The organism is Microbacterium sp. Clip185 (assembly GCF_028743715.1).
Taxonomy (GTDB): domain Bacteria; phylum Actinomycetota; class Actinomycetes; order Actinomycetales; family Microbacteriaceae; genus Microbacterium.
In genome coordinates, this window is sequence record NZ_CP117996.1 from 1,481,959 (window position 1) to 1,502,948 (window position 20,990).

The 20,990-nt window shown below is 68.8% G+C and carries 17 protein-coding genes; 10 read left to right on the forward strand and 7 right to left on the reverse strand.

Features of this window, described 5'->3' with window-relative positions:
* The first annotated feature begins 69 nt into the window (after positions 1–69).
* A complete protein-coding gene (locus tag PQV94_RS07130; RefSeq protein WP_274288062.1) occupies positions 70–816 on the forward strand; it encodes a hypothetical protein in 747 nt (248 codons plus the stop codon).
* A gap of 70 nt (positions 817–886) precedes the next feature.
* On the opposite strand, the gene glnA is transcribed toward PQV94_RS07130, so the two are convergent.
* Positions 887–2,311, reverse strand: coding sequence for a type I glutamate--ammonia ligase (glnA, locus tag PQV94_RS07135; protein ID WP_137416890.1), 1,425 nt, complete (start codon positions 2,309–2,311; stop codon positions 887–889).
* Between the two features lie 135 nt (positions 2,312–2,446).
* Between glnA and PQV94_RS07140 the strand changes: the two genes are divergently transcribed.
* Complete coding sequence (locus PQV94_RS07140; RefSeq protein WP_274288063.1) at positions 2,447–2,881, forward strand: RDD family protein; 435 nt, start codon at positions 2,447–2,449, stop codon at positions 2,879–2,881.
* 3 nt (positions 2,882–2,884) lie between these two features.
* Here PQV94_RS07140 and PQV94_RS07145 read toward each other — a convergent pair whose 3' ends face one another.
* Positions 2,885–3,595: a DUF4191 domain-containing protein gene (locus tag PQV94_RS07145; protein WP_274288064.1), complete on the reverse strand. Its 711-nt coding sequence runs from the start codon at positions 3,593–3,595 to the stop codon at positions 2,885–2,887.
* 119 nt (positions 3,596–3,714) lie between these two features.
* Here PQV94_RS07145 and PQV94_RS07150 point away from each other — a divergent pair, with 119 nt between their 5' ends.
* On the forward strand, positions 3,715–4,983 hold the full coding sequence (locus PQV94_RS07150) for a hypothetical protein (RefSeq protein ID WP_274288065.1): 1,269 nt from the start codon (positions 3,715–3,717) through the stop codon (positions 4,981–4,983).
* Positions 4,984–4,995: 12 nt separating this feature from the next.
* Here the strand turns inward: PQV94_RS07150 and sucB are convergent, their stop codons facing one another.
* From sucB to PQV94_RS07165, 3 genes are read right to left on the reverse strand one after another with little or no spacing between them, the layout of a single operon-like run.
* Entirely contained in the window at positions 4,996–6,708 is a 1,713-nt protein-coding gene (sucB, locus tag PQV94_RS07155; RefSeq protein ID WP_274288066.1) for a 2-oxoglutarate dehydrogenase, E2 component, dihydrolipoamide succinyltransferase, read from the reverse strand.
* Positions 6,709–6,763: 55 nt separating this feature from the next.
* Entirely contained in the window at positions 6,764–8,134 is a 1,371-nt protein-coding gene (lpdA, locus tag PQV94_RS07160; RefSeq protein WP_274288067.1) for a dihydrolipoyl dehydrogenase, read from the reverse strand.
* Entirely contained in the window at positions 8,131–9,600 is a 1,470-nt protein-coding gene (locus tag PQV94_RS07165) for a leucyl aminopeptidase (RefSeq protein ID WP_274288068.1), read from the reverse strand. The genes lpdA and PQV94_RS07165 overlap by 4 nt, the downstream gene beginning before the upstream one ends.
* A gap of 81 nt (positions 9,601–9,681) precedes the next feature.
* Between PQV94_RS07165 and PQV94_RS07170 the strand changes: the two genes are divergently transcribed.
* From PQV94_RS07170 to PQV94_RS07195, 6 genes are all read left to right on the forward strand, one after another.
* A complete protein-coding gene (locus PQV94_RS07170; RefSeq protein WP_274288069.1) occupies positions 9,682–10,611 on the forward strand; it encodes a proteasome assembly chaperone family protein in 930 nt (309 codons plus the stop codon).
* 199 nt (positions 10,612–10,810) lie between these two features.
* On the forward strand, positions 10,811–12,151 hold the full coding sequence (locus PQV94_RS07175; RefSeq protein WP_274288070.1) for an RNA polymerase sigma factor: 1,341 nt from the start codon (positions 10,811–10,813) through the stop codon (positions 12,149–12,151).
* Positions 12,152–12,158: 7 nt separating this feature from the next.
* A complete protein-coding gene (locus tag PQV94_RS07180) occupies positions 12,159–13,454 on the forward strand; it encodes a MurT ligase domain-containing protein (protein ID WP_274288071.1) in 1,296 nt (431 codons plus the stop codon).
* A complete protein-coding gene (locus tag PQV94_RS07185) occupies positions 13,451–14,197 on the forward strand; it encodes a type 1 glutamine amidotransferase (protein WP_274288072.1) in 747 nt (248 codons plus the stop codon). Before PQV94_RS07180 ends, PQV94_RS07185 begins: the two co-directional genes overlap by 4 nt.
* Before the next feature lie 4 nt (positions 14,198–14,201).
* Positions 14,202–14,855 (forward strand): alanine racemase, encoded by a 654-nt coding sequence (locus PQV94_RS07190; protein WP_274288073.1) that lies wholly within the window; start codon positions 14,202–14,204, stop codon positions 14,853–14,855.
* Positions 14,852–15,886 carry an alanine racemase gene (locus tag PQV94_RS07195; RefSeq protein WP_274288074.1) on the forward strand — a complete coding sequence of 345 codons (1,035 nt, stop codon included), beginning with the start codon at positions 14,852–14,854 and terminating at the stop codon, positions 15,884–15,886. Before PQV94_RS07190 ends, PQV94_RS07195 begins: the two co-directional genes overlap by 4 nt.
* A gap of 6 nt (positions 15,887–15,892) precedes the next feature.
* Here PQV94_RS07195 and PQV94_RS07200 read toward each other — a convergent pair whose 3' ends face one another.
* The gene (locus tag PQV94_RS07200; protein ID WP_137416902.1) at positions 15,893–16,117 is read right to left on the reverse strand and encodes a DUF7455 domain-containing protein; all 225 of its coding nucleotides are present in this window, start codon (positions 16,115–16,117) and stop codon (positions 15,893–15,895) included.
* Positions 16,118–16,283: 166 nt separating this feature from the next.
* On the opposite strand from PQV94_RS07200, the gene PQV94_RS07205 reads away from it, so the two are divergent.
* A complete protein-coding gene (locus tag PQV94_RS07205) occupies positions 16,284–18,362 on the forward strand; it encodes a DNA gyrase/topoisomerase IV subunit B (protein ID WP_443192714.1) in 2,079 nt (692 codons plus the stop codon).
* A 135-nt stretch (positions 18,363–18,497) separates the two neighbouring features.
* On the opposite strand, the gene PQV94_RS07210 is transcribed toward PQV94_RS07205, so the two are convergent.
* Positions 18,498–20,951 carry a DNA gyrase/topoisomerase IV subunit A gene (locus PQV94_RS07210; RefSeq protein WP_274288075.1) on the reverse strand — a complete coding sequence of 818 codons (2,454 nt, stop codon included), beginning with the start codon at positions 20,949–20,951 and terminating at the stop codon, positions 18,498–18,500.
* Positions 20,952–20,990 lie beyond the last annotated feature (39 nt).

The window sequence follows — 20,990 nt, forward strand, 5'->3', positions numbered from 1 at the left end:
ACGGCAACCGCTGAGCCTGTCTGAACGGCTCGGCCCGATGCACGTGACACGACGACAACCGGGGGAACGATGTCCGATCCGCAGCAGCCGTCCGAGCCGCAGACGCCGGCGCCCGACGCCGGGGTCCAGCCCGATCCCGCAGCGAGCGAGCAGCCGGCGGCGTCGCATTCCGGCTACGCTCCACAGCAACCGACGTCAACCGCACCCCAGCCGGGCTACCCGGCGTACGGGGTTCCGCCTCAGCCCTACGGCGTTCCGCCGGAGCAGAGCTACCCCGGATACGCGCAGCCGCAAGCTCCCGGCTACGCGCCGGCGCCGGGCTATGCGCCTGTTCCACAGGGGTACGGCCAGCCGCAGGCCCCGGGCTACCCTCCGGCGCAGGCATACAGTACGCCGCCGCAGGGGGGCGGATACCCGCAGCCCGCCTACGCGCCGCAGCCGGGCTACCAGCCTCCGAACGCCGGGCAGCAACCCGGCTACGCGCCGCAGGCCGCGTCCGCGGTCGAGGGGGCGCCGACGAACAACCCGGCGCTGTGGTCGCTCATCCTGGGGGCGATTTCGGCCGCTTCGTTGTTCAGCCTGCTGATCCCCTTCCTCGGTTTCTTCATCGTGATCATGACTTTCCCGCTGAGCATCTGTTCGGTGGCGCTCGGCTACGCGGGGCTCGCGAAGGCGAAGCGTTCGGGCGGTGTCGGCCGAACGAACGCGATCATCGGCATGATCCTCGGCCACATCGTGCTGCTGCTTGCGATCGCCGTCGGCGTCTTCCTGCTGGTGGCGCTCATCGCTGCTATGAGCAGTGGGTCCTTCGGCTGACTCCGGCAACGAAGAACCGCCCCGGCGAATGCCGGGGCGGTTCTTCGTGGAGAGCGCGAGGCCCTCGGCGTCAGACGCCGAAGTAGAGCTCGTACTCGAAGGGGTGCGGGCGCTGAGCGATCGGCTGGATCTCGTTCTCGATCTTGTACTCGATCCAGGTCTCGATGAGCTCCTCGGTGAAGACACCGCCCTGCAGCAGGAACTCGTGGTCGGCGCGCAGCGCCTCGAGCGAGTCGAGCAGCGAGTTCGGCACCTGCGGGATGCCCTTGGCCTCCTCGGGGGGAAGCTCGTAGAGGTCCTTGTCGACCGGCTCGTGCGGCTCGATGCGGTTCTTGATGCCGTCGAGACCGGCCATGAGCTGCGCGGCGAACGCGAGGTACGGGTTGCCCGAGGCGTCGGGCGCGCGGAACTCGATGCGCTTGGCCTTCGGGTTGGTGCCCGTGATCGGGATGCGGATGGCCGCCGAGCGGTTGCCGGCCGAGTAGACCAGGTTGACCGGAGCCTCGAAGCCCTTCACCAGACGGTGGTAGCTGTTCAGCGTGGGGTTGGTGAACGCCAGCACGGCGGGCGCGTGCGCCAGGATGCCGCCGATGTACCAGCGGGCGATGTCGGACAGGCCGCCGTAGCCCTTCTCGTCGTAGAACAGCGGCTTGCCGTCGTTCCACAGCGACTGGTGCGTGTGCATGCCGGAGCCGTTGTCGCCGAAGAGCGGCTTGGGCATGAAGGTCGCGACCTTGCCCCACTGCTCGGCGACGTTCTTGACGATGTACTTGAACTTCAGGATGTCGTCGGCCGCGTGCACCATGGTGTCGAAGCGGTAGTTGATCTCCTGCTGTCCGCCGGTGCCCACCTCGTGGTGCGCGCGCTCGAGGATCAGGCCCGCCTCGATGAGGCGCAGGCTGATGTCGTCGCGGAGGTCCGCCGTCTTGTCGACGGGGGAGACGGGGAAGTAGCCGCCCTTGTACGGGGTCTTGTTGGCCAGGTTGCCGCCCTCTTCGGCGCGGCCCGTGTTCCAGGCGCCCTCTTCGGAGTCGACCGAGTAGAAGCTCGAGTTCTGCTTCACCTCGTAGCGGACGTCGTCGAAGATGTAGAACTCGGCCTCGGGGGCGAAGAACGCGGTGTCGGCGATGCCGGTGGAGGCGAGGTACTTCTCGGCCTTCTTGGCGACCTGACGGGGGTCCTTCGAGTAGATCTCGCCGTTGCGCGGGTTGTAGATGTCGAAGACCATGACGAGCGTCTTCGCCTCGCGGAACGGGTCGAGGTACGCGGTCGACACGTCGGGGATGAGCTGCATGTCCGATTCGTGGATGTTCGCGAACCCGCGGATCGACGAGCCGTCGAACAGCTGGCCGACGGTGAAGAACTCCTCGTCGACGGTGGACGCGGGGATGTTGAAGTGCTGCTGCACACCAGGGAGATCCGTGAAGCGGATGTCGAGGAACTTGACGTCCTCGTCCTTGATGAACTTCAGCACCTCGGATGAATCACTGAACATGGAGACTCCAGAGGTAGGGCATTTCGGGAAGTTCCGCCCGCCACGGCGGGCTGATCCGACGCTATCGATCGGGCGTTGCTCGCCAGTGTCCCATATGTTTCCGGGATGTTACGGGTCCCCGATTAGGGTTGATGCATGCCCGAGACCCCCGTCGAATCCCGTTATCCCGGTGAGCGCCTCGGGCTGCCCCGTACCGGATCGACCTCGGTCGCTCGCGTCGGCCGGCGCCTTCTGGCGCTGCTGATCGACTGGACCTGCGCCACGATCCTGGCCGTCGCCTTCCTGCGGTACGACCCGTGGGCGCTTCCGGGGGAAGCGGGACCCTCGACGTTCGCCCCGATGCTGGTGTTCGCGCTGGTGCAGATCCTGTTCATCCCGCTGATCGGCGGAAGCCCGGGGCACCGCATCCTCGGCATGCGGCTGGTTCTCGTCAGGGGCGGATGGATCGGCCTGTGGCGACCGATCGTCCGTACGCTGTTGCTGCTGCTCGTCATCCCCGCGGTCGTGTGGGACGCCGACCAGCGCGGGCTGCATGATCAGGCCGCGGGCAGCGTGCTCATCCGCGGCTGAGCATCAACGCGGGCGCTGCGCCCGCACGCGGTTGGGATCGACGCCCTTCGGAATCGGCAGCGACGTCAGCGACTGCGACACGGAGTCGATGCGCTTGATGACGGCGGCCATCGTGGTGCGGTCGATCTTCTTCGGAAGGGCCTTGATCGTGCTTGCGAGCTTGGCGATCGGCACCTCGTCCTCGCCGTGACCCACGTAGAACACGGTCACGGGGACCCCCGACGCCACGCGCTGCGCCTTCGAACGCTCATCGGCGATGAGACGCGTCAAACGACCGCGGGCGCCCTCGCCCACGAGGACGATGCCGCCGCGCCCGACGGCGCGATACACGGCCTCCTGGGTGCGGGGGTTGATGCCGACGGGCATCTCGCTGGCCTGCCAGCGGCGTCCGAGCGACACCGACATCACACGCCCGGCGGCACCGGGCATGCCGTCGATCTGCTTGTACATCGCGGTCGTCGACAGGCGCGTGGTCAGAATGAGCGAGCCCAGGATGCCGGCGAACAGACCCGTGATGCCCCAGAGGATGACGCTCCAGACAGCGAACGGCGGGATGAGGAACCCGACGCCCGCGCCGAGCGCGATGCCGAGAAGCACGATGCCGATCAGGGCGTACGGCAGCCAGGAGTACGCGTCCTTGGTGTAGCGGTACAGGGTCTTCAACTGCGAGAAGAATCCGGGGCGCTTCTCGGGTGCGGAATCGCGGGCTGCCATACCCTCCAGCCTACCGGTGCCGTTCGATCTCTTCTCCCCACCCCCGAGCGCCGTACCGAGTGCCTCCCGGGCTGCTGAACGCGACGATGATCCGCCACGTGGCTGCGCATGATCGGAGCATGTCCTCGTCCCTCCTGCCCGCACCGCCGCCGCTGCGCCCGCTCCTGGAGCCCGTGGTCCTGCGTTCCGTGGCGGCTGACGCGGCGCCGTTCGGCGGGGAGGTCGTGGTGCACGAGGGTGAGCCGGTGCTGGCGGTGGCGGCGGACGACGTCGAGGGCACAGGAATCTGGGCGGCTTCGGGGGAGCATGTGATGGCTCCCCTGGATGTCGTGGCCGCAGCGAAGGGCGCCGTCGTCCTTCTCCCGATGGTCCGCTGCACGCTGGAATCCGCGCTTCGTCGGCGGGGAACGGTGGAGCCCGGCGAGGCGGTCACCATCGCCGTGAGCCTGTTGCGCGGCGTCGCGGCCGAGAACACCGCGCATCCGCGAGGCACCTGCGTCGGCAGCTGGTGGCTGGACAGCGCGGGGACCCCGCTGTTCGTCCACGGATGCGCGGGCTCGGTCGCCGCGGCCGGAGCCGCGGAGCTGATGGCGATGCTGGATCTCGGCGACCACGATTCCGTCGTGCACGCGATCCACGCCGCAACCGTCGCGGTGCGTGACGCGCGGCGGCTGCTCGGAGCTCTCGCTGCCCTGGAGGACGAGCTGTTCGCCGCAGCGAGGCCGCAGGCACTGCGCCTCGACGAGCCATCCGTGACGACGTCGATCACCCGCGCCCAGGCGCGTGCGGAGGTGAGTTCGTCGACCCCGGCGTGGCGTCGACTCACCGTGGCGATGGACGGTTCCCTGAGCGATCTGATCGCAGAGCGTGTCGACGCCCTGCGTCAGAGGCTGCGGCGTTCGCCGTCGGCGATGAAACCCCGCTCTCGGCGGCCCCTGCTGCTGTTCGGGATGGGGATCGTGGCGCTCGTGCTCGCCGTGGGGCTTCTGTGGCCGGAGCCCGATGGCGCGGCTCCCGCGCCGGAATCCTCCGCTGTGCCGACGGCGGCGGAGGATCCCGGCACTCCGCAGCCGCCCGTCGATGCCCCTCTCGCCGCGATGGCGCCGGACGACCCCATCACGGCGGCTCGAGCGCTGCTCGCGGAATGGACGGCGTGCAGCGACGACGCGTGTCGGGAAGGACTGCAGGAAGCGAGAATCGACGCCGACCCGACGGGCGCAGCCATGGTCCCCGAGGTCTCCTTGACGGTCATCGACGATCTCGGTGGGCTCACCCTGCTGCGCGCCGACGATCCGACGGGTGAAGCGGCGCCGCAGATCGTCGCGATCGTGCGTCAGAACGACGAATGGGTGCTGCGCGGCATCCACGATGTCGCACAGCACCCATAGGTGCGGGAAGGCTCAGATCCCGAGGTCTCCGGCGAAGTCGGCCGTCTCGAGGCGCGTCTTCATCGCCGAGAGGAAGCGTGCCGCGTCGGCGCCGTCGATGATCCGGTGGTCGTACGACAGAGCCAGATACACGTAGGAGCGAACCGAGAACGCGTCCTTGCCGTCGACCGTCACGACGCCGGGGCGCTTGACGACGGTGCCCGTGCCGAGGATGGCGGACTGCGGCAGGAACACGACCGGGGTGTCGAAGAGCGCACCGCGCGAACCGGTGTTCGTGACCGTGAACGTTCCGCCGGCGAGCTCGTCGGGCTTCAGCTTGTTGTCACGCGTACGGGCCGCGAGGTCGGCGATGTCGTGGGCGATCTGAGCGAGGTTCTTCTCGCCCGCCTCGCGCACGACCGGCGTGAGCAGACCGCGCTCGGTGTCGACGGCGATCGAGATGTTCTCGCTCGACGGGTACACGATCTGCTCGCCATCGACGGTCGCGTTGATGACGGGGTAGGTCTTCAGTGCCTCGGCGGCAGCCAGCACGAAGAACGGCAGGAAGGAGAGCTTGTCGCCCGTCTTCTGCTGGAACTCGTTCTTCACGCCGTCACGGAACAGCGCGACCTTCGTCACGTCGACCTCGACGACGGTCGTGAGCTGCGCGGTGGCCTGCATCGACTCGACGGCGCGCTTCGCCAAGACCTTGCGCAGACGCGACATCGGCTGCGTCGTGCCGCGGAGATCCGACACCTCGACGGGAGCCTTGGCCGCAGCCGGGGCCGTGGGAGCGGATGCTGCGGCGGGAGCGGCAGCAGCCTCGGCGGCCTTGAGCACATCCTCCTTGCGGATGCGCCCGCCGACCCCGGAACCGGTGACGGTCGCGAGGTCGACACCCTGCTGAGCAGCCAGACGGCGCACGAGCGGCGTCACATATCCCGAGCCTTCATCGCCGGCGGTCTCGGCCGCTGCGGGCGCGGCTGCGGGTGCCGGCGCGGCGGCTGCGGGCGCCGGCGCGGAAGCGGGGGCTGGGGCAGCGGCCGGAGCCGGCGTCGCGGGAGCCTCGGCCTCGGCCTGCTCGACCTCGACCGGCTTCTCGGTGGACGGAGCCTCGGGAGCGGCCTCGGCGGCCGGAGCGGCGCCGTCGCCGATGCGCGCGAGCGGGCTGCCGACGGCGACCGTCTCATCCTCCTGGACGAGGATGGCCTGCAGGGTGCCGGCGAACGGTGCGGGGATCTCCGTGTCGACCTTGTCGGTCGAGATCTCGAGCAGCGGCTCGTCCACGGCGACCTCGTCGCCGACGGCCTTCAGCCAGCGCGTGACGGTGCCTTCGGTGACGCTCTCGCCGAGTTCCGGGAGAACGACGTCACGACCGCCGGACGCGGAGGGCGCGGGTGCGGGAGCTGCCTCGGCCGCAGCCTCGGGCTCGGCGGCAGGAGCAGCCTCGGCGGCGGGCTCGGGAGCCGCGGCCGCCTCGGGCTCTGCTGCGGGAGCGGATGCTCCCGAGCCGTCCCCGATCTTCGCGAGGACAGCGCCCACCTCGACGGTGTCGTCCTCCTGGAAGAAGATCTCTTCGATGACGCCGCTGACCGGCGAGGGGATCTCGGTGTCGACCTTGTCGGTGGAGATCTCGAGCAGACCCTCGTCCGCCTCCACCGTGTCACCCACATTCTTGAGCCAGCGGGTGACCGTTCCCTCGGTGACGCTCTCGCCGAGAGCGGGGAGGACAACGGAAGTGCTCATGGGATTTGCTCCTTCGAACTGCGATATCAGTGTCTAGCTTAGTGAAGCCGAAGCCTCATAGCGTGTGCAGGGGCTTGCCTGCCAGGGCCAGGAACGCTTCGGACAGCGCCTCGCTCTGCGTGGGGTGCGCGTGGATGAAGGGAACCACATCCTCGGGGTGCGCATCCCAGCCGATCACCAGTTGCGCTTCGGTGATCAGCTCGCCCACTCGCGGGCCCGCGAGATGGACGCCCACCACCGGGCCGTCGACGCGTCGGATCACCCGTGCGACGCCGCCGCCGCCCAGGATCTCACTGCGTGCGTTGCCCGCGAGGTTGTAGTCGACGACACGGATGCCGTCGGCGCCGTATCGATCCTCGGCCACTGCGCGGGTGATGCCCACCGATGCAAGCTCCGGTGAGCTGTACACCACGCGGGGGACCAGCTCGTCCGAGACGATCGTCGGCTCCAGGCCCGCGATGCGCTCGGCTACGGCGATGCCGTGCTGGAAGCCGCGGTGGGCGAGTTGCGGTCCCGCCACGATGTCGCCGACGGCCCAGATGCCCGGCACAGCGGTGCGCAGCCGCTCGTCGACGACGACGAAGCCTCGGTCGAGGACGACCCCGGCCTCCTCGAGTCCGATGCCGTCGGCCGCGGGCTCGCGGCCCACGGCCACCAGAAGGTAGTCGCCGGTGATCACGGTGCCGTCGGCCAACTCCACCCGAACCTGCTCCGAATCCTGCGTGACTGCGGCGAAGGGGGAGCCGAGCCGCGTCTGGATGCCACGGCGGCGGAAGGCGCGGGCGAGCTGCTGACGCAGGATCTCGTCCTCGGCCGGTACGAGGGTGTCGGCAGCCTCTACGACCGTGACCTCGGCACCGAGGGAGCGCCACAGGCTGGCGAACTCGACACCGATGACTCCTCCGCCCAGCACGATCGCCCGCGACGGAACCTGGTCGAGCTCGAGCGCTGTCTCGCTGGAGAGGATGCGGCCGCCGAGCTCGATCCCGAGAGTGCGCGTGCGCGCTCCCGTGGCGACGACGATGTCGGTCGCTCGAATCGTCTCGCCGTCCACCTCGACCACGCCGGGGGAGACGATGCGGCCCCGGCCGGGGATGATCTCCACGCCGCGTGCAGCCAGCAGGCCTTGCAGCCCCTTGTACTTCTTCGCGACCAGATCTACGCGGAACGCGTGCATCGCGGGAACGTCGATCTCCTCGAGCGTCGCTTTCACGCCCAAAGACGGTCCTTCACGGACCGCATCCGCCGTCTCGCCGACGTGCAGAAGCGCCTTCGTAGGGACACAGCCTCGGTGCAGGCACGTACCGCCGACCTTGTCGGCCTCGATGACGATGACCTTCTTACCCAGCTCCGCTGCGCGCAGGGCCGCCGCGTAGCCCCCGCTGCCGCCGCCGATGATGGCGACGTCAGTGCTGCGGGCGGTCACCGGGAGGTTCCGGTGACGAGGTCGATAAGGCTGCGGACCGTGGCGGCCGTGGGTCCCTTGTCGGTGAAGCCGTAGCCTGCGCCCTTGTTCATCCCGACGCCGGCGATATCGAGGTGCACCCAGGGGATGCGCGGCGAATCGGGTCCGTCGGTGCGGCCGACGAAACGCTGCAGGAAGAGGCCGGCGAACAGCGAGCCCGCGGCGGGGTCGCCGATCTTGGCATTGACCATGTCGGCGATCGGGGAATCCAGCTCCTCCTCCATGTGCGCCGGCAGCGGCAGGCGCCAGGACAGCTCGGAGACCCGGTCGGCCGACTCCAGGTACTCGGCAACGGCGTCGTCCGAGCCCATGACACCCGTGAGGCGGTTGCCGAGCGCGACGGTGATGGCGCCGGTGAGGGTCGCGACGTCGACGATGAGGTCGGGGTTCTCGCGACTGGCTGCGACGAGGCCGTCGCCCAGAACGAGGCGACCCTCCGCATCCGTGTTCAGCACTTCGACCGTCGTTCCGTCGGCCATGCGAAGGACGTCGCCCGGGCGGGTCGCGCGGCCGGACGGCATGTTGTCGGCGATGCAGAGCCACGCCGTGACGCGGGCGTCCGCGGCGAGCTGCGCTGCCGCGCGAACGACGGCGAGGACCGTCGCGGCACCGCACATGTCGTACTTCATTCCGACCATGGATGCGGCGGGCTTGAGCGAGAGGCCGCCCGTGTCGAAGGTGATGCCCTTGCCGACGAGCGCGATGTGCCGCTTCGCATCGCCGGGGGAGTAGTCGAGGCGGACGAGGCGGGGCGGCCGGTCGGAGCCCTGGCCGACACCGAGGATTCCTCCGAAGCCCTCGTCGCGAAGTCGCACCTCGTCATAGACCTCGACCGTGATCGGGAGCTCGGCGACGAGTTCGGCGGCCCGGTCCGCCAGATCAGCCGGACCCAGCCACTCGGCAGGCGTGGACACAAGGTCTTTCACCACGGCGGCGGCGGACGCGTTCGCACGTGCGGCGGCAAGGTCGGCCTCGGAACCGTCGGCGTGGACGGTCACCGACTCCGCGCGCGTCTTGCCCGCGGAGCTCTTGTAGCCGGCGAAGCGGTAACCGCCGAGGCCCGCACCCTCTGCGAGCTCGCGTGCGCCGCCGACGACCGACGGCGCGGCGAGCGAGAGTGACGCGAAGCCGACGAGCGTGCGGACACCCGCACCCGCGGCGAAGCGCAGCGCCCCGCCATCGGGCGAGGCCCCGGTACCGACGACAGCGGTGGGAACGGCGGGAAGCTCTTCCACTCCGGTGAAGACCACACGCTGCACGGCCCCGGCCGCGCCGGTGAAGCCGACCGCGTCGAGCGTGTCGCGCACCGTCGCCCCGAGCCCGTCCTCGTAGAACGGGTCGTCGAGAGGGGGCAGCGCGAGCAGCAGCGCGTCCGCGGTGCTGTCGGTGAGAGGGGCCGAGGTGAAGTGCAGATCCGGGAACGGCATGAGTCCATCCTAAGGACGCTGACGGGAGTAGAGACGGCCCGCGGCGCCCGTTGGGTCTTCGGGGCCTCGTACCATGGAGGAATGTCCTGGACCCCGCCGCTGTACGTGAGCGTCGATGACGCGCCCGCGGTGCCCACCGGGTTGCCGCTCGTGATCCTGCTCACGGGTTTCACGGATGCGGGCTCCGCCGTGTCGCAGTCCATCGGCTACCTGCGCGAAGAGGCGAGCCCCACCGTCCTGCTGCGCTTCGAGAACGACGTTCTCCTCGACTACCGGGCGCGCAGGCCCCAGATCACGTTCGACGCAGACCACCTCACCGACTACCGTCCGGCGCGTCTGGAGCTCTCGCTTGCCCACGACGCCCTCTCGCGCCCCTTCCTGCTGCTCGCCGGCTACGAGCCGGACTTCGCGTGGGAGGCGTTCGTCAACGCCGTCCTGGGCGCGGCCACGGCGTTCGCCGTCTCCTCGGTGACGTGGGTCCACGCGATCGGGATGCCCGTGCCGCACACACGTCCCCTGGGTACGACGGTCTCCGGCAACCGTGCCGCGCTGACCGAGGCGCACTCGGTCTGGAAGCCGCACACGACCGTCCCCGCCACGGTGGGCCATCTGCTCGAATACCGATTCGTCGCATCCGGTCACTCCGTCGCTGGTTTCGTCCTGCTCGTTCCGCATTACCTGAGCGACACCGAGTACCCGGCTTCAGCCATCACCGCGCTCGACAGCATCACGGCCGCGACCGGGCTCGTGTTCGCTGTCGATGACCTGCGGGAGCAGAACGAGGACTTCCTTTCCAAGGTGGGGGAGCAGGTGAGTGCGAGCGACGAGCTCACCGCGATGCTCACCGGCCTCGAGGAGCGGTACGACGCTTACATGGCGGGCGCGACGCTCGCGACCCCTCTTCTGCACGAGGCCGATCTGCCTAGCGCGGACGAGATCGCGGCGGAACTGGAACGCTTCCTCGCCAACGGTTCGCACGACGACGATCAGCGAGGACCGAGTTTCGGCTGAGCCCGGACATCGGGGAATGCGGGGGGATCCGGGGGTGTTGTCAAGAGCAGTGGACCGCGCGTGCATAGCCGCGGTCGGGGGTATGAGACAATAGAGCACCGGCCCGTTGTCGATCAAGGAGTTTCCCGCTCCGGACTTGACAAGGGTCTTACTCGTGTTCGAGAACGACCGACGTGATCGCGTCGGTGAAAGGTGAACCGTGACTCCTGGCACGAAGACCGAATCCCGCTCGCGGAAGACCGCGACGCCGGGTGACGAGGAGGTCGTCGACGCGGCGACCGAGACCGCGGCGCCGGCCAAGAAGGCGCCCGCGAAGAAGGCTCCGGCCAAGAAGGCGCCCGCGAAGAAGGCTCCGGCTAAGAAGGCAGCCGACGAGGACGAGGAAGAGTTCGAGGACGACGTCGACGTGGACGTCGAGGTCGACGACAGCGACGACGCCGAAGAGGGCGACGAGCAGCAGGCTGCGGGCGGCAAGAAGACCGCCAAGGCCTCAGACGACGACGCGGACGACGAGGACGGCGAGAACACCAAGCCGGCCTTCAGCGAGCCGCTTCCCACGGGTGCGATCGTCATCTCCTCGAGCGACGAGGACGACGTCCCCGTCTACTCCACGCAGATCACGGGTGCCACCGCCGACCCTGTGAAGGACTACCTGAAGCAGATCGGCAAGGTTCCGCTGCTGAATGCGGCCGAAGAGGTCGAACTCGCCATGCGGATCGAGGCGGGCCTGTTCGCCGAGGAGAAGCTGTCGAAGATGTCGGCGGCCGAGAAATCGACGCAGCTCGGACTCGACCTCCAGTGGGTCGCCCGCGACGGACAGCGTGCCAAGAGCCACCTGCTGGGCGCGAACCTGCGACTGGTCGTCTCGCTCGCCAAGCGCTACACCGGGCGCGGCATGCAGTTCCTGGACCTCATCCAGGAGGGCAACCTCGGCCTCATCCGTGCGGTGGAGAAGTTCGACTACACCAAGGGCTTCAAGTTCTCGACCTACGCGACGTGGTGGATCCGTCAGGCCATCACCCGCGCCATGGCCGACCAGGCACGCACCATCCGTATCCCGGTGCACATGGTGGAGGTCATCAACAAGCTGGCTCGCGTGCAGCGTCAGATGCTCCAGGACCTGGGTCGTGAGCCCACGCCCGAAGAGCTGAGCCGCGAACTCGACATGACCCCCGAGAAGGTCATCGAGGTGCAGAAGTACGGCCGCGAGCCCATCTCGCTGCACACACCGCTGGGTGAAGACGGTGACAGCGAGTTCGGTGACCTCATCGAGGACACCGAGGCCGTGGTCCCCGCCGACGCGGTGGGCTTCACGATGCTGCAGCGTCAGCTCGAGTCTCTGCTCGACTCGCTGAGCGAGCGCGAGGCGGGCGTGATCCGCATGCGTTTCGGTCTCGGCGATGGCCAGCCCAAGACTCTCGACCAGATCGGCGACACGTTCGGTGTGACCCGCGAGCGGATCCGCCAGATCGAATCGAAGACCATGGCGAAGCTGCGGCACCCCAGCCGTTCGCAGTCGCTGCGCGACTACCTGGAGTGATCGCGGCGTGAGCGGCAGCATCCGTTATGTCCCCGCGGTGCTCGCAGGCAAGGCCGCCCGCTTCGCCACGCGTCTGCGCGGCGGCGGGTCGGCCTTCCCGGGCTACCTCGCCAACCGGCTCGCGCCGACACTGCTGAGCAGTCTGGCGGCGCAGTTCCCTTACGGCGTGGTCTTCGTCCTCGGCTCCAACGGCAAGACGACCACAACGCACATGGTCAGCGAGGTGCTGCGCGCCCACGGACTGCGTGTGTTCACCAACCCCACCGGCGCCAACCTGCCGCAGGGCGTGACCAGTGCACTCCTGGCTGAAGCCACTCCCACCGGTAAGGTCCGGGCGGATGTGGCGGTGCTCGAGGTGGACGAGGGGTACGCGGCGGAGCTCGCCGACATCCTGTCGCCCCGCGTCATCGTCGCCCTCAACGTGCAGGTCGATCAGCTCTACCGCTTCTACGAGACCGAGCGCGTCGCGGACATGATGCTCGACGCCGCGACCCGCGCCTCCGTACGCGTCGTGGTCAACCGCGACGACCCGTATCTCAGCAAGATCGACGCGTCGACGCTGCGGTCTCCGGTGTCGTTCTTCGGTGCGTCGAGCGAGGTCGTCGCGGCATCCGCGCACGGCTTGAACAACGCTGCCGACACGCGCAGCGGCACAGTCGGCGCCCTCGAGCATCCCGCCGAGAGCGAGGTCACCGCGGTGGCCGGGCGCAACGTCGAGATCACGCTCGACGGGCGGCCCATCGCCGTGACGCTGCCCGCTCGAGGACTGCATTACGCGGTCGATGCGGCCGCCGCGATCAGCACCGCGCGCCATGTGCTCGGCGATGCCTTCCGCGCTGACGCGGCCGCTGCGGGCTTCTCGAAGATGACGCCGGCCTACGGGCGAGGAGAGCTCGTGCCGCTGCGCCGCGACCGTTCGGGTGAACAGGTCGAGTTCGTGATGTTCAAGAACGGCCCCAGCCTGCAGCTCAACGTCGACGCGCTGGACGGTGCGCCGGAGCGCATCCTCATGGCCATCGACGAAGGCACGCCCGATGTGTCCTGGCTCTACGACGTCGATCTCAGCGCGTTCGATCACGTCGATGTCGTCACGGGGGAGAAGGCGCACCAGATCGCGACGCGCCTCGCCTACGCGGGCATCCCGATCGGTGTGGTGGAACCCGATATGGAGAAGGCGGTCGAGCTCATGCGGGCATTCGCTCCGACCTCGGCCGGCCGCCAGATCTGGTTCGTGAACTACGAGCTCATGATGATCGGACGCCGCATCCTCGGCTACGGCGACCAGGAGGTGGCTCGACGATGACGACGCTGCGAATCGTTCAGCTCTACCCTGACCTGCTGGGTGTCACCGGCGACCGAGGCAACGTGGAGGTGCTCGCGGCGCGCGCATCACTCGCGGGTCACGAAAGCGAGGTGACTCCGGTCGGCCTCGGCGAAGACGCGCCCTCGGAAGCGGACATCGTCGTGATCGGCAACGGTCCGCTGTCGGCGCTGCGCGTCGTGCGGGAAGACCTCGCCTCCCGGCGCGAATGGCTCGCAGCGCTCGTGGGTGCCGGCGCGGTCGTGCTCGCCGTAGGCGGGGGATCGGAGCTGCTCTCGGAGGGCATCGACCTCGTCGACGGCAGTCACCTCGACGGACTGGCGCTCATCCCGGCTCGTGTGGGCCGCACCAAACAGCGCCGTGTGGGTTACGTCGTCGCCGACACCGTGGACGGGAAGCTCATCGGGTTCGAAGACCACGCGTCGCTGTGGCGCCTGGGCGATCCGAGCATCGCCTACGGCACTGTGATCGCCGGTAACGGCGGGATCGATGGCGGGTTCGAGACGGTGCGTATGGGTACGGTGTATGCCACGAACGTGCAGGGGCCCGTGCTGCCGCTCAATCCCGACCTGGCCGACGCGATGCTCTCTCAGGCCTTCACGCGTCTCGGCTCGACCTACTCTGCCGGTCCTGCGCACGCGGAGATCGACGCTCACGCTCGCGCCGCGCGTGCTGAGATCGAGCGCCTCGCTGTCGACAAGCGTTTCACCGCCATCCAGCTCTGAGCGTATGAGCGACGACGGCGCCCCCGTGGCACGCATCCGCACGTCGGCCGTCGTGGCCAACGTCCGATCGGCAGGTGTCAGTGCGCCGGTCATCGATCTCCGCCGCGACGCATACGGGCACGGGCTCGTGCATGTTGCCGACGCGCTGCGCGCCGGCACGGATGCCGTCCTGCTCGTCGACCACACCGCCGAACTGGCTGATCGCGACCGTACGGTGACGGTCGGAGCCCCGACCCTGTCGCCCGACGTCGTGTTCGGGTGGGAGCTGACTCTTCCGGCCATGACACTGGTGGGCACCGTCCTGTCCACGAAAGCTCTGCGCGCGGGCGAGGGCGTCTCGTACGGGTACATCCACCGTGCGTCGGAGGACACGCGCGTGGCGCTCGTCACGGGCGGCTATGCGCAGGGTGTGGTACGAGAGCTCGGCAATCGAGCACACGTCCTCATCGGCGGTGTCTCCCATCCGATTGTCGGCCGTGTGGCGATGGATGTGTGCGTCGTCGACATCGGCGACACTCCCGTCGCTCGTGGCGACCGCGCGGTGTTCTTCGGCGATGACGCGCCGCGTGTGGCCGACTGGGCGCGCGCGACCGGATGGCGGGCGGACGAGATCGCGACGGCCGTGGGGCTGCGGGCCCGTCGGGTGGTGACCTCGTGAGTGCCGTTCTGCACGTTGACCTCGACCGCCTCGCCCGCAATATCGCTGTCGTGCGTGCTCGCGTCGCGCCGGCCGCCCTCATGCTCGTGGTCAAGGACGATGCGTACGGGCACGGCGTGACGCACGTGGTGCGCCGAGCTGTCGCCGAGGGCGTCGGCTGGATCGGTGCGTTCGACGTCGCGACGGCGCTCGAGGTGCGAGCGGCTGTGGGGCAGGAGCCGCGGGTGTTCGTCTGGATGATCGCCGGCGAGAGTGCGATCCGCTCGGCGCTCGATGCCGATCTCGACCTGGGGGTCGGTGATGCGGAGCTTCTCGAGGAAGTGGCGGATGCGGCCCGCGCGCGCGGCACCCGCGCCCGCATCCATTTGAAGATCGACACCGGTCTGCACCGCAATGGCATCCGCCCCGAGGAGTGGTCGGATGCGGTGGCCCGCGTCGTCGCACTGGCTCAGGAGGGCGTTGTGGAGCTCGCCGGTGTGTGGAGCCACATCGCCGAGGCGTCCGATGAGGAAGACGATCTTTCACGTGCCGCGTTCGAGCGGGCGGTCGCGGCTGTCACAGCCGCTGGATTCGACCGACCTCTTCGGCATCTCGCCGCGAGTGCCGCTTCTTCGGCGCGCGCGGAGTTCCGGTACGACCTCGTTCGGGTCGGGGCGTTCTGCTACGGGATCAGGCCGGCGGGCGGCCCCACGGACGCCGAGCTGGGCATCAGTCCCATCGGCTCGTGGGACGCACGTGTGATCTCGGTGGACGGAGACCGGGTCCGCATCGATGCGGGAGCGCTGGACGGACTGGTCTCAGCGCTGTCGGGTCTTGTGGACCTCGTGACGCCCGCCGGGCCGCGGCGACTTCTGGCGGTGGACGAGGTCAGCGCTGTCGTCAGCGGATGGGACGGGGCGCGCGTGGGGGATGTCGTTCGCATCTATGGCACGGATGCGGCGAGTCCCACCGATCTGGCCGAGGCGATCGGCACGATCGGTGAGGAGATCGCGCTGCGGGTATCGCCGCTCGTGGAGCGGCGATACCGCTGAGGCGGATCAGACCGCGTCGACCAGGCGAGCGGTCTCGTCGTGCCAGCTGGTGGCGACGGCGCGGAGCTTCTCTTCATACTTGCGGCCGTGGTGCGCGCAGAAAAGCAGCTCGCTGCCGTTGACCTCGGCGGCGATGTACGCCTGAGCTCCGCAGGAGTCGCAGCGGTCGGCGGCAGTCAGCCGGTGTTCCAGTACGGCGGACTGCTCGGTGGGTGTCGACGTCGTGCTCATCGGAGACCTCCTCGGTGCGTCGGGCGAGTACGGATATGACATGTAACCATGCGGGCCTATGACCCATGCCCGCTGTGTCGCGCGTTTCGCTGACCGCGTACGGCGGCCCCGGTGGGGTCGTGTCTGTGCAGAGCCGTGAGGGCGGCCCCGGATACCCTTGAGGATTGTGACTGCCGAGTACTCCGCCCATCATCTGCAGGTCCTCGAGGGGCTCGAGGCCGTGCGTAAGCGCCCGGGCATGTACATCGGCTCCACCGACTCCCGGGGACTCATGCACTGCCTCTGGGAGATCATCGACAACTCCGTCGACGAAGCCCTCGCCGGACACGGTTCGCGCATCGATATCCTGCTGCACGCCGACGGCAGCGTCGAGGTGCGCGACCGCGCTCGCGGCATCCCCGTCGACGTGGAACCGCGCACGGGATTGACCGGCGTCGAGGTCGTCTTCACCAAGCTCCACGCCGGCGGCAAGTTCGGTGGCGGCTCCTACGCCGCATCCGGCGGTCTGCACGGCGTCGGCGCATCCGTCGTTAACGCACTCTCGGAGCGCCTCGACGTCGAGGTCGACCGTGGCGGCAAGACCTACGCGATGTCGTTCCACCGCGGCGAGCCCGGCACGTTCGCGGGCGACTCGCCCGACGCCCCGTTCACGCCCTACCAGCGCTCGTCGGAGCTGCGCGTCGTGGGCAAGGCGCCGCGCGGAGTCACGGGAACCCGCATCCGCTACTGGGCGGACCGGCAGATCTTCACGAAGGACGCCACCTTCGGACTCGACGAGCTCGTGCAGCGGGTGCGCCAGACGGCCTTCCTCGTTCCCGGGCTCGAGATCGTGGTCGACGACCAGCGCGGCGAAGAGCGGGTCGAGACCAGTTATCGGTTCGACGGCGGCATCTCCGAGTTCGCCGACTTCCTGGCACCCGACGCTGCGATCACCGACACCTGGCGCCTGACCGGCGCGGGCACGTTCACCGAGACGGTGCCTGTACTGCAGCCCTCGGGTGCCATGGTGCCGACCGAGCTCGAGCGCTCCTGCGATGTGGACGTCGCGCTGCGTTGGGGAACCGGCTACGACACGACGATGCGCTCGTTCGTGAACATCATCGCCACCCCGAAGGGCGGCACCCATCAGGCCGGCTTCGAGGCCGGCCTGATGAAGGTGATCCGCGCGCAGGTGGAGCAGAACGCCCGCCGGCTCAAGGTCGGCAACGACAAGCTCGAGAAGGACGACATCCTCGCCGGACTCACGGTCGTTCTCACCGTGCGCCTTCCGGAGCCGCAGTTCGAGGGCCAGACGAAGGAGATCCTCGGTACGCCGGCGGTGCGTCAGATCGTCGCCAACGTGGTCTCTCGCGAGCTGACGGCGAAGTTCACCTCCACCAAGCGCGACGACAAGAACCAGACGGCACAGCTGCTGGAGAAGGTCGTCTCCGAGATGAAGGCGCGTATCTCCGCGCGCACCCACAAAGAGACGCAACGCCGCAAGTCGGCCCTCGAATCCTCGTCGCTGCCCGCGAAGCTCGCTGACTGCCGCACGAACGACGTGGCCGAGTCCGAACTGTTCATCGTGGAGGGCGACTCCGCTCTCGGCACGGCGAAGCTGGCACGCAACAGCGAGTACCAGGCGCTCCTGCCGATTCGAGGCAAGATCCTCAACGTCCAGAAGGCATCGATCAGCGACATGCTGTCCAATGCCGAGTGCGCGGCGATCATCCAGGTGATCGGTGCCGGTTCGGGACGCTCCTTCGACATCGACGCCGCGCGCTACGGCAAGGTCATCCTGATGAGCGACGCCGACGTCGACGGCGCCCACATCCGCACCCTCCTGCTCACGCTCTTCTTCCGTTACATGCGTCCGCTCGTCGAGGCCGGCCGCGTGTACGCCGCCGTGCCTCCGCTGCACCGCGTGGTCGTGATGAACCCGGGTACGAAGCCGAACGAGACGATCTACACGTACAGCGAGAAGGAGCTGCACGCGCTGCTCGCGAAGCTGCAGAAGGCCGGCAAGCGCTGGCAGGAGCCTGTGCAGCGTTACAAGGGTCTGGGTGAGATGGATGCCGACCAGCTCGCGACCACGACGATGGATCGCGCCGGCCGCATGCTCCGTCGCGTGACCGTGGAGGACGCGGATGCGGCCACCCGCGCGAACGAGGCCTTCGAGCTCCTGATGGGCAACGAAGTGGCCCCGCGCCGCGACTTCATCGTGACCTCGAGCGACCGGCTGTCTCGCGAGTCCATCGACGCCTGACCGGCCGCATCCGCCGCCCGTTCCCTTCTCCCGTCCGCGAGACTGCATTTCGCGCACGAGATCACGGGTATTACCCGTGATCTCGTGGCGGAGATGCAGTCTCGCCGAGGGAGGGAGCGCGAGGAGGGAGCGCGGTCAGGCGATGGCGGTGCCGATGGCGCCGATCACGTCGTCGAACGGCTGACCGGATGCGTCACGCTTCGCGCCCGCCTCGGGAAGCGTGCGCACGGCCCCGTCGGGTCCGACGGCGCGCGGCTGGTCGCCGACCCACGCGAGCATGAGGGTGTCCTCGCCCTTCAGGAAGCGCTGTGCGCGCACGCCGCCGGTCGCGCGTCCCTTCGCGGGGAACTCGGAGAGCACCGACACCTTGCCACTGCCTCCGGCGGTGCCGGCGAGTGCCTGCGAGGAGTCGGCGATCGTCACGACGACGGACTCCTCGGATGCGGCGACGGCGGTGAACATGATCACCTTGGCGCCGTCGGCGAGCCGGATGCCGGCCATGCCACCGGCGCTCTTGCCCTGGGGGCGCACCGCGGATGCATCGAATCGCAGCAGTTGCGCGTCCGAGCTCACGAAGACGAGTTCGACGTCGTCGGCTGCCAGAGCGGCGCCGACGACGCGGTCGCCGGGCTTCAGGGCGATGATCTCCGCATCCGGCTTGCCGGGCGCCAGCTCGGTGACCGCGACGCGCTTGACGACACCCTGGGCGGTGCCCAGGGCGATCGGGGCCGACGCGTCGAGCGGCACGAGAGCGAGGACATGCTCGTTGGCAGGGAGGCCGAGGTACTGGTCGGCCTTCGCGCCGGCGGCGGGCTGAACACTGTTGCCAGGCACCGAGGGCAGGTCGACGGGGGAGAAGCGCACGAGGCGTCCGGCGCTGGTGACCGCCCCTACATCGCCGCGGACCGTCGCATCCACCGCGCTGCGGATGGCGTCGTGCTTGCTGCGCCGCGCGGGAGGCACGATGCCGCCGTCGAGTGCATCCGCGACGAGCTCGGCACGCAGCATCCGTCCGGTCGCCGTGAGGAAGACACGGCACGGTGCGTCGGCGATCTGCAGGTCGGCCGCCGCCTTCGCGCCGCGGGGCGTGACGGGTCCGCCGTTCAACAGCAGCGTGCGACGCGGCGTGCCGTAGGTGTCAGACGCCACCTCGAGCTCCCGCGCCACCTGTGCGCGCAGGAGCACGTCGCTGCCCAGCAGTTCTTCGAGCGCTGCGATGTCGGCGCGCAGCTGGTCGCGCTCTGTCTCGAGCTCGATGCGCGAGAACCTGGTGAGGCGGCGCAGACGCAGCTCGAGGATGTACTCCGCTTGCAGGTGCGAGAGGTCGAACACCTCGATCAGGCGTGTGCGCGCTTGTTCGCTGTCGTCCGAGGACCGGATGACCTGGATGACCTCGTCGATGTCGAGGATCGCGATGAGCAGACCTTCGACGAGGTGCAGGCGCTCCTGCTTGCGGGCGAGGCGGTACCGACTGCGCCTCGTGACGACGGAGATCCGGTGGTCCAGGTACACGCGCAGGAGCGCCTTCAGCCCGAGTGTCTGCGGCTGACCGTCGACGAGGGCGACGTTGTTGATGCCGAAGGAGTCCTCCAGCGGCGTCAGCCGGTAGAGCTGATCGAGGACGGCCTTCGGATCGAACCCGGTCTTGATCGTGATGACCAGACGCAGGCCGTGGTTGCGGTCGGTGAAGTCGGCGACATCCGCGATGCCGGTGAGCTTCTTGGCGTTGACGGCATCCTTGATCTTCTCGATCACGCGCTCCGGACCCACCATGTAGGGCAGTTCGGTGACGACGAGGCCGGTGCGCCGTGGGCCCAGTGATTCGACCGAGACCTTCGCACGGGTGCGGAAGCTGCCGCGACCGTGGGCATAGGCGTCTTTGATCCCATCGAGGCCCACGATGACACCGCCGCCGGGAAGGTCGGGGCCCGGCACGAACTCCATGAGCTCTTCGAGCGTGGCGTCGGGGTTCTCGAGCAGATGGATGGCGGCAGCGACGACCTCGTTGAGGTTGTGCGGCGCCATGTTCGTCGCCATGCCGACCGCGATGCCGGTCGTGCCGTTCACGAGCAGGTTGGGGAAGGCGGCGGCGAGGACCTCGGGCTGCTGGAACTGGCCGTCGTAGTTGGGGATGAAGTCGACGACGTCCTCGTCGAGATTCTCGGTGAGAGCCAGCGCGGCCGGGGCCAGACGTGCCTCGGTGTAGCGCGCGGCGGCCGGACCGTCGTCGAGGGAGCCGAAGTTTCCGTGCCCGTCGACGAGCGGCACGCGCAGAGCGAAGTCCTGCGCGAGTCGCACCAGGGCGTCATAGATGGGGGAGTCGCCGTGGGGATGCAGCTTTCCCATGACCTCGCCGACGACACGTGCGCTCTTCACGTGCCCGCGGTCGGGGCGCAGCCCCATGTCGGCCATCTGGAACAGGATGCGCCGCTGCACGGGCTTGAGTCCGTCGCGTGCGTCCGGGAGAGCGCGCGAGTAGATGACCGAGTACGCATACTCGAGGAAGGACCCCTGCATCTCGGCAGACAGGTCGATGTCTTCGATGCGGCCTTCCTCGGCAGGCGCGGAATCGGACGTGGCTCGGGACATGCGCAACACCTCGGGTCGAAAAGGGCCTGGCGCGGGTAT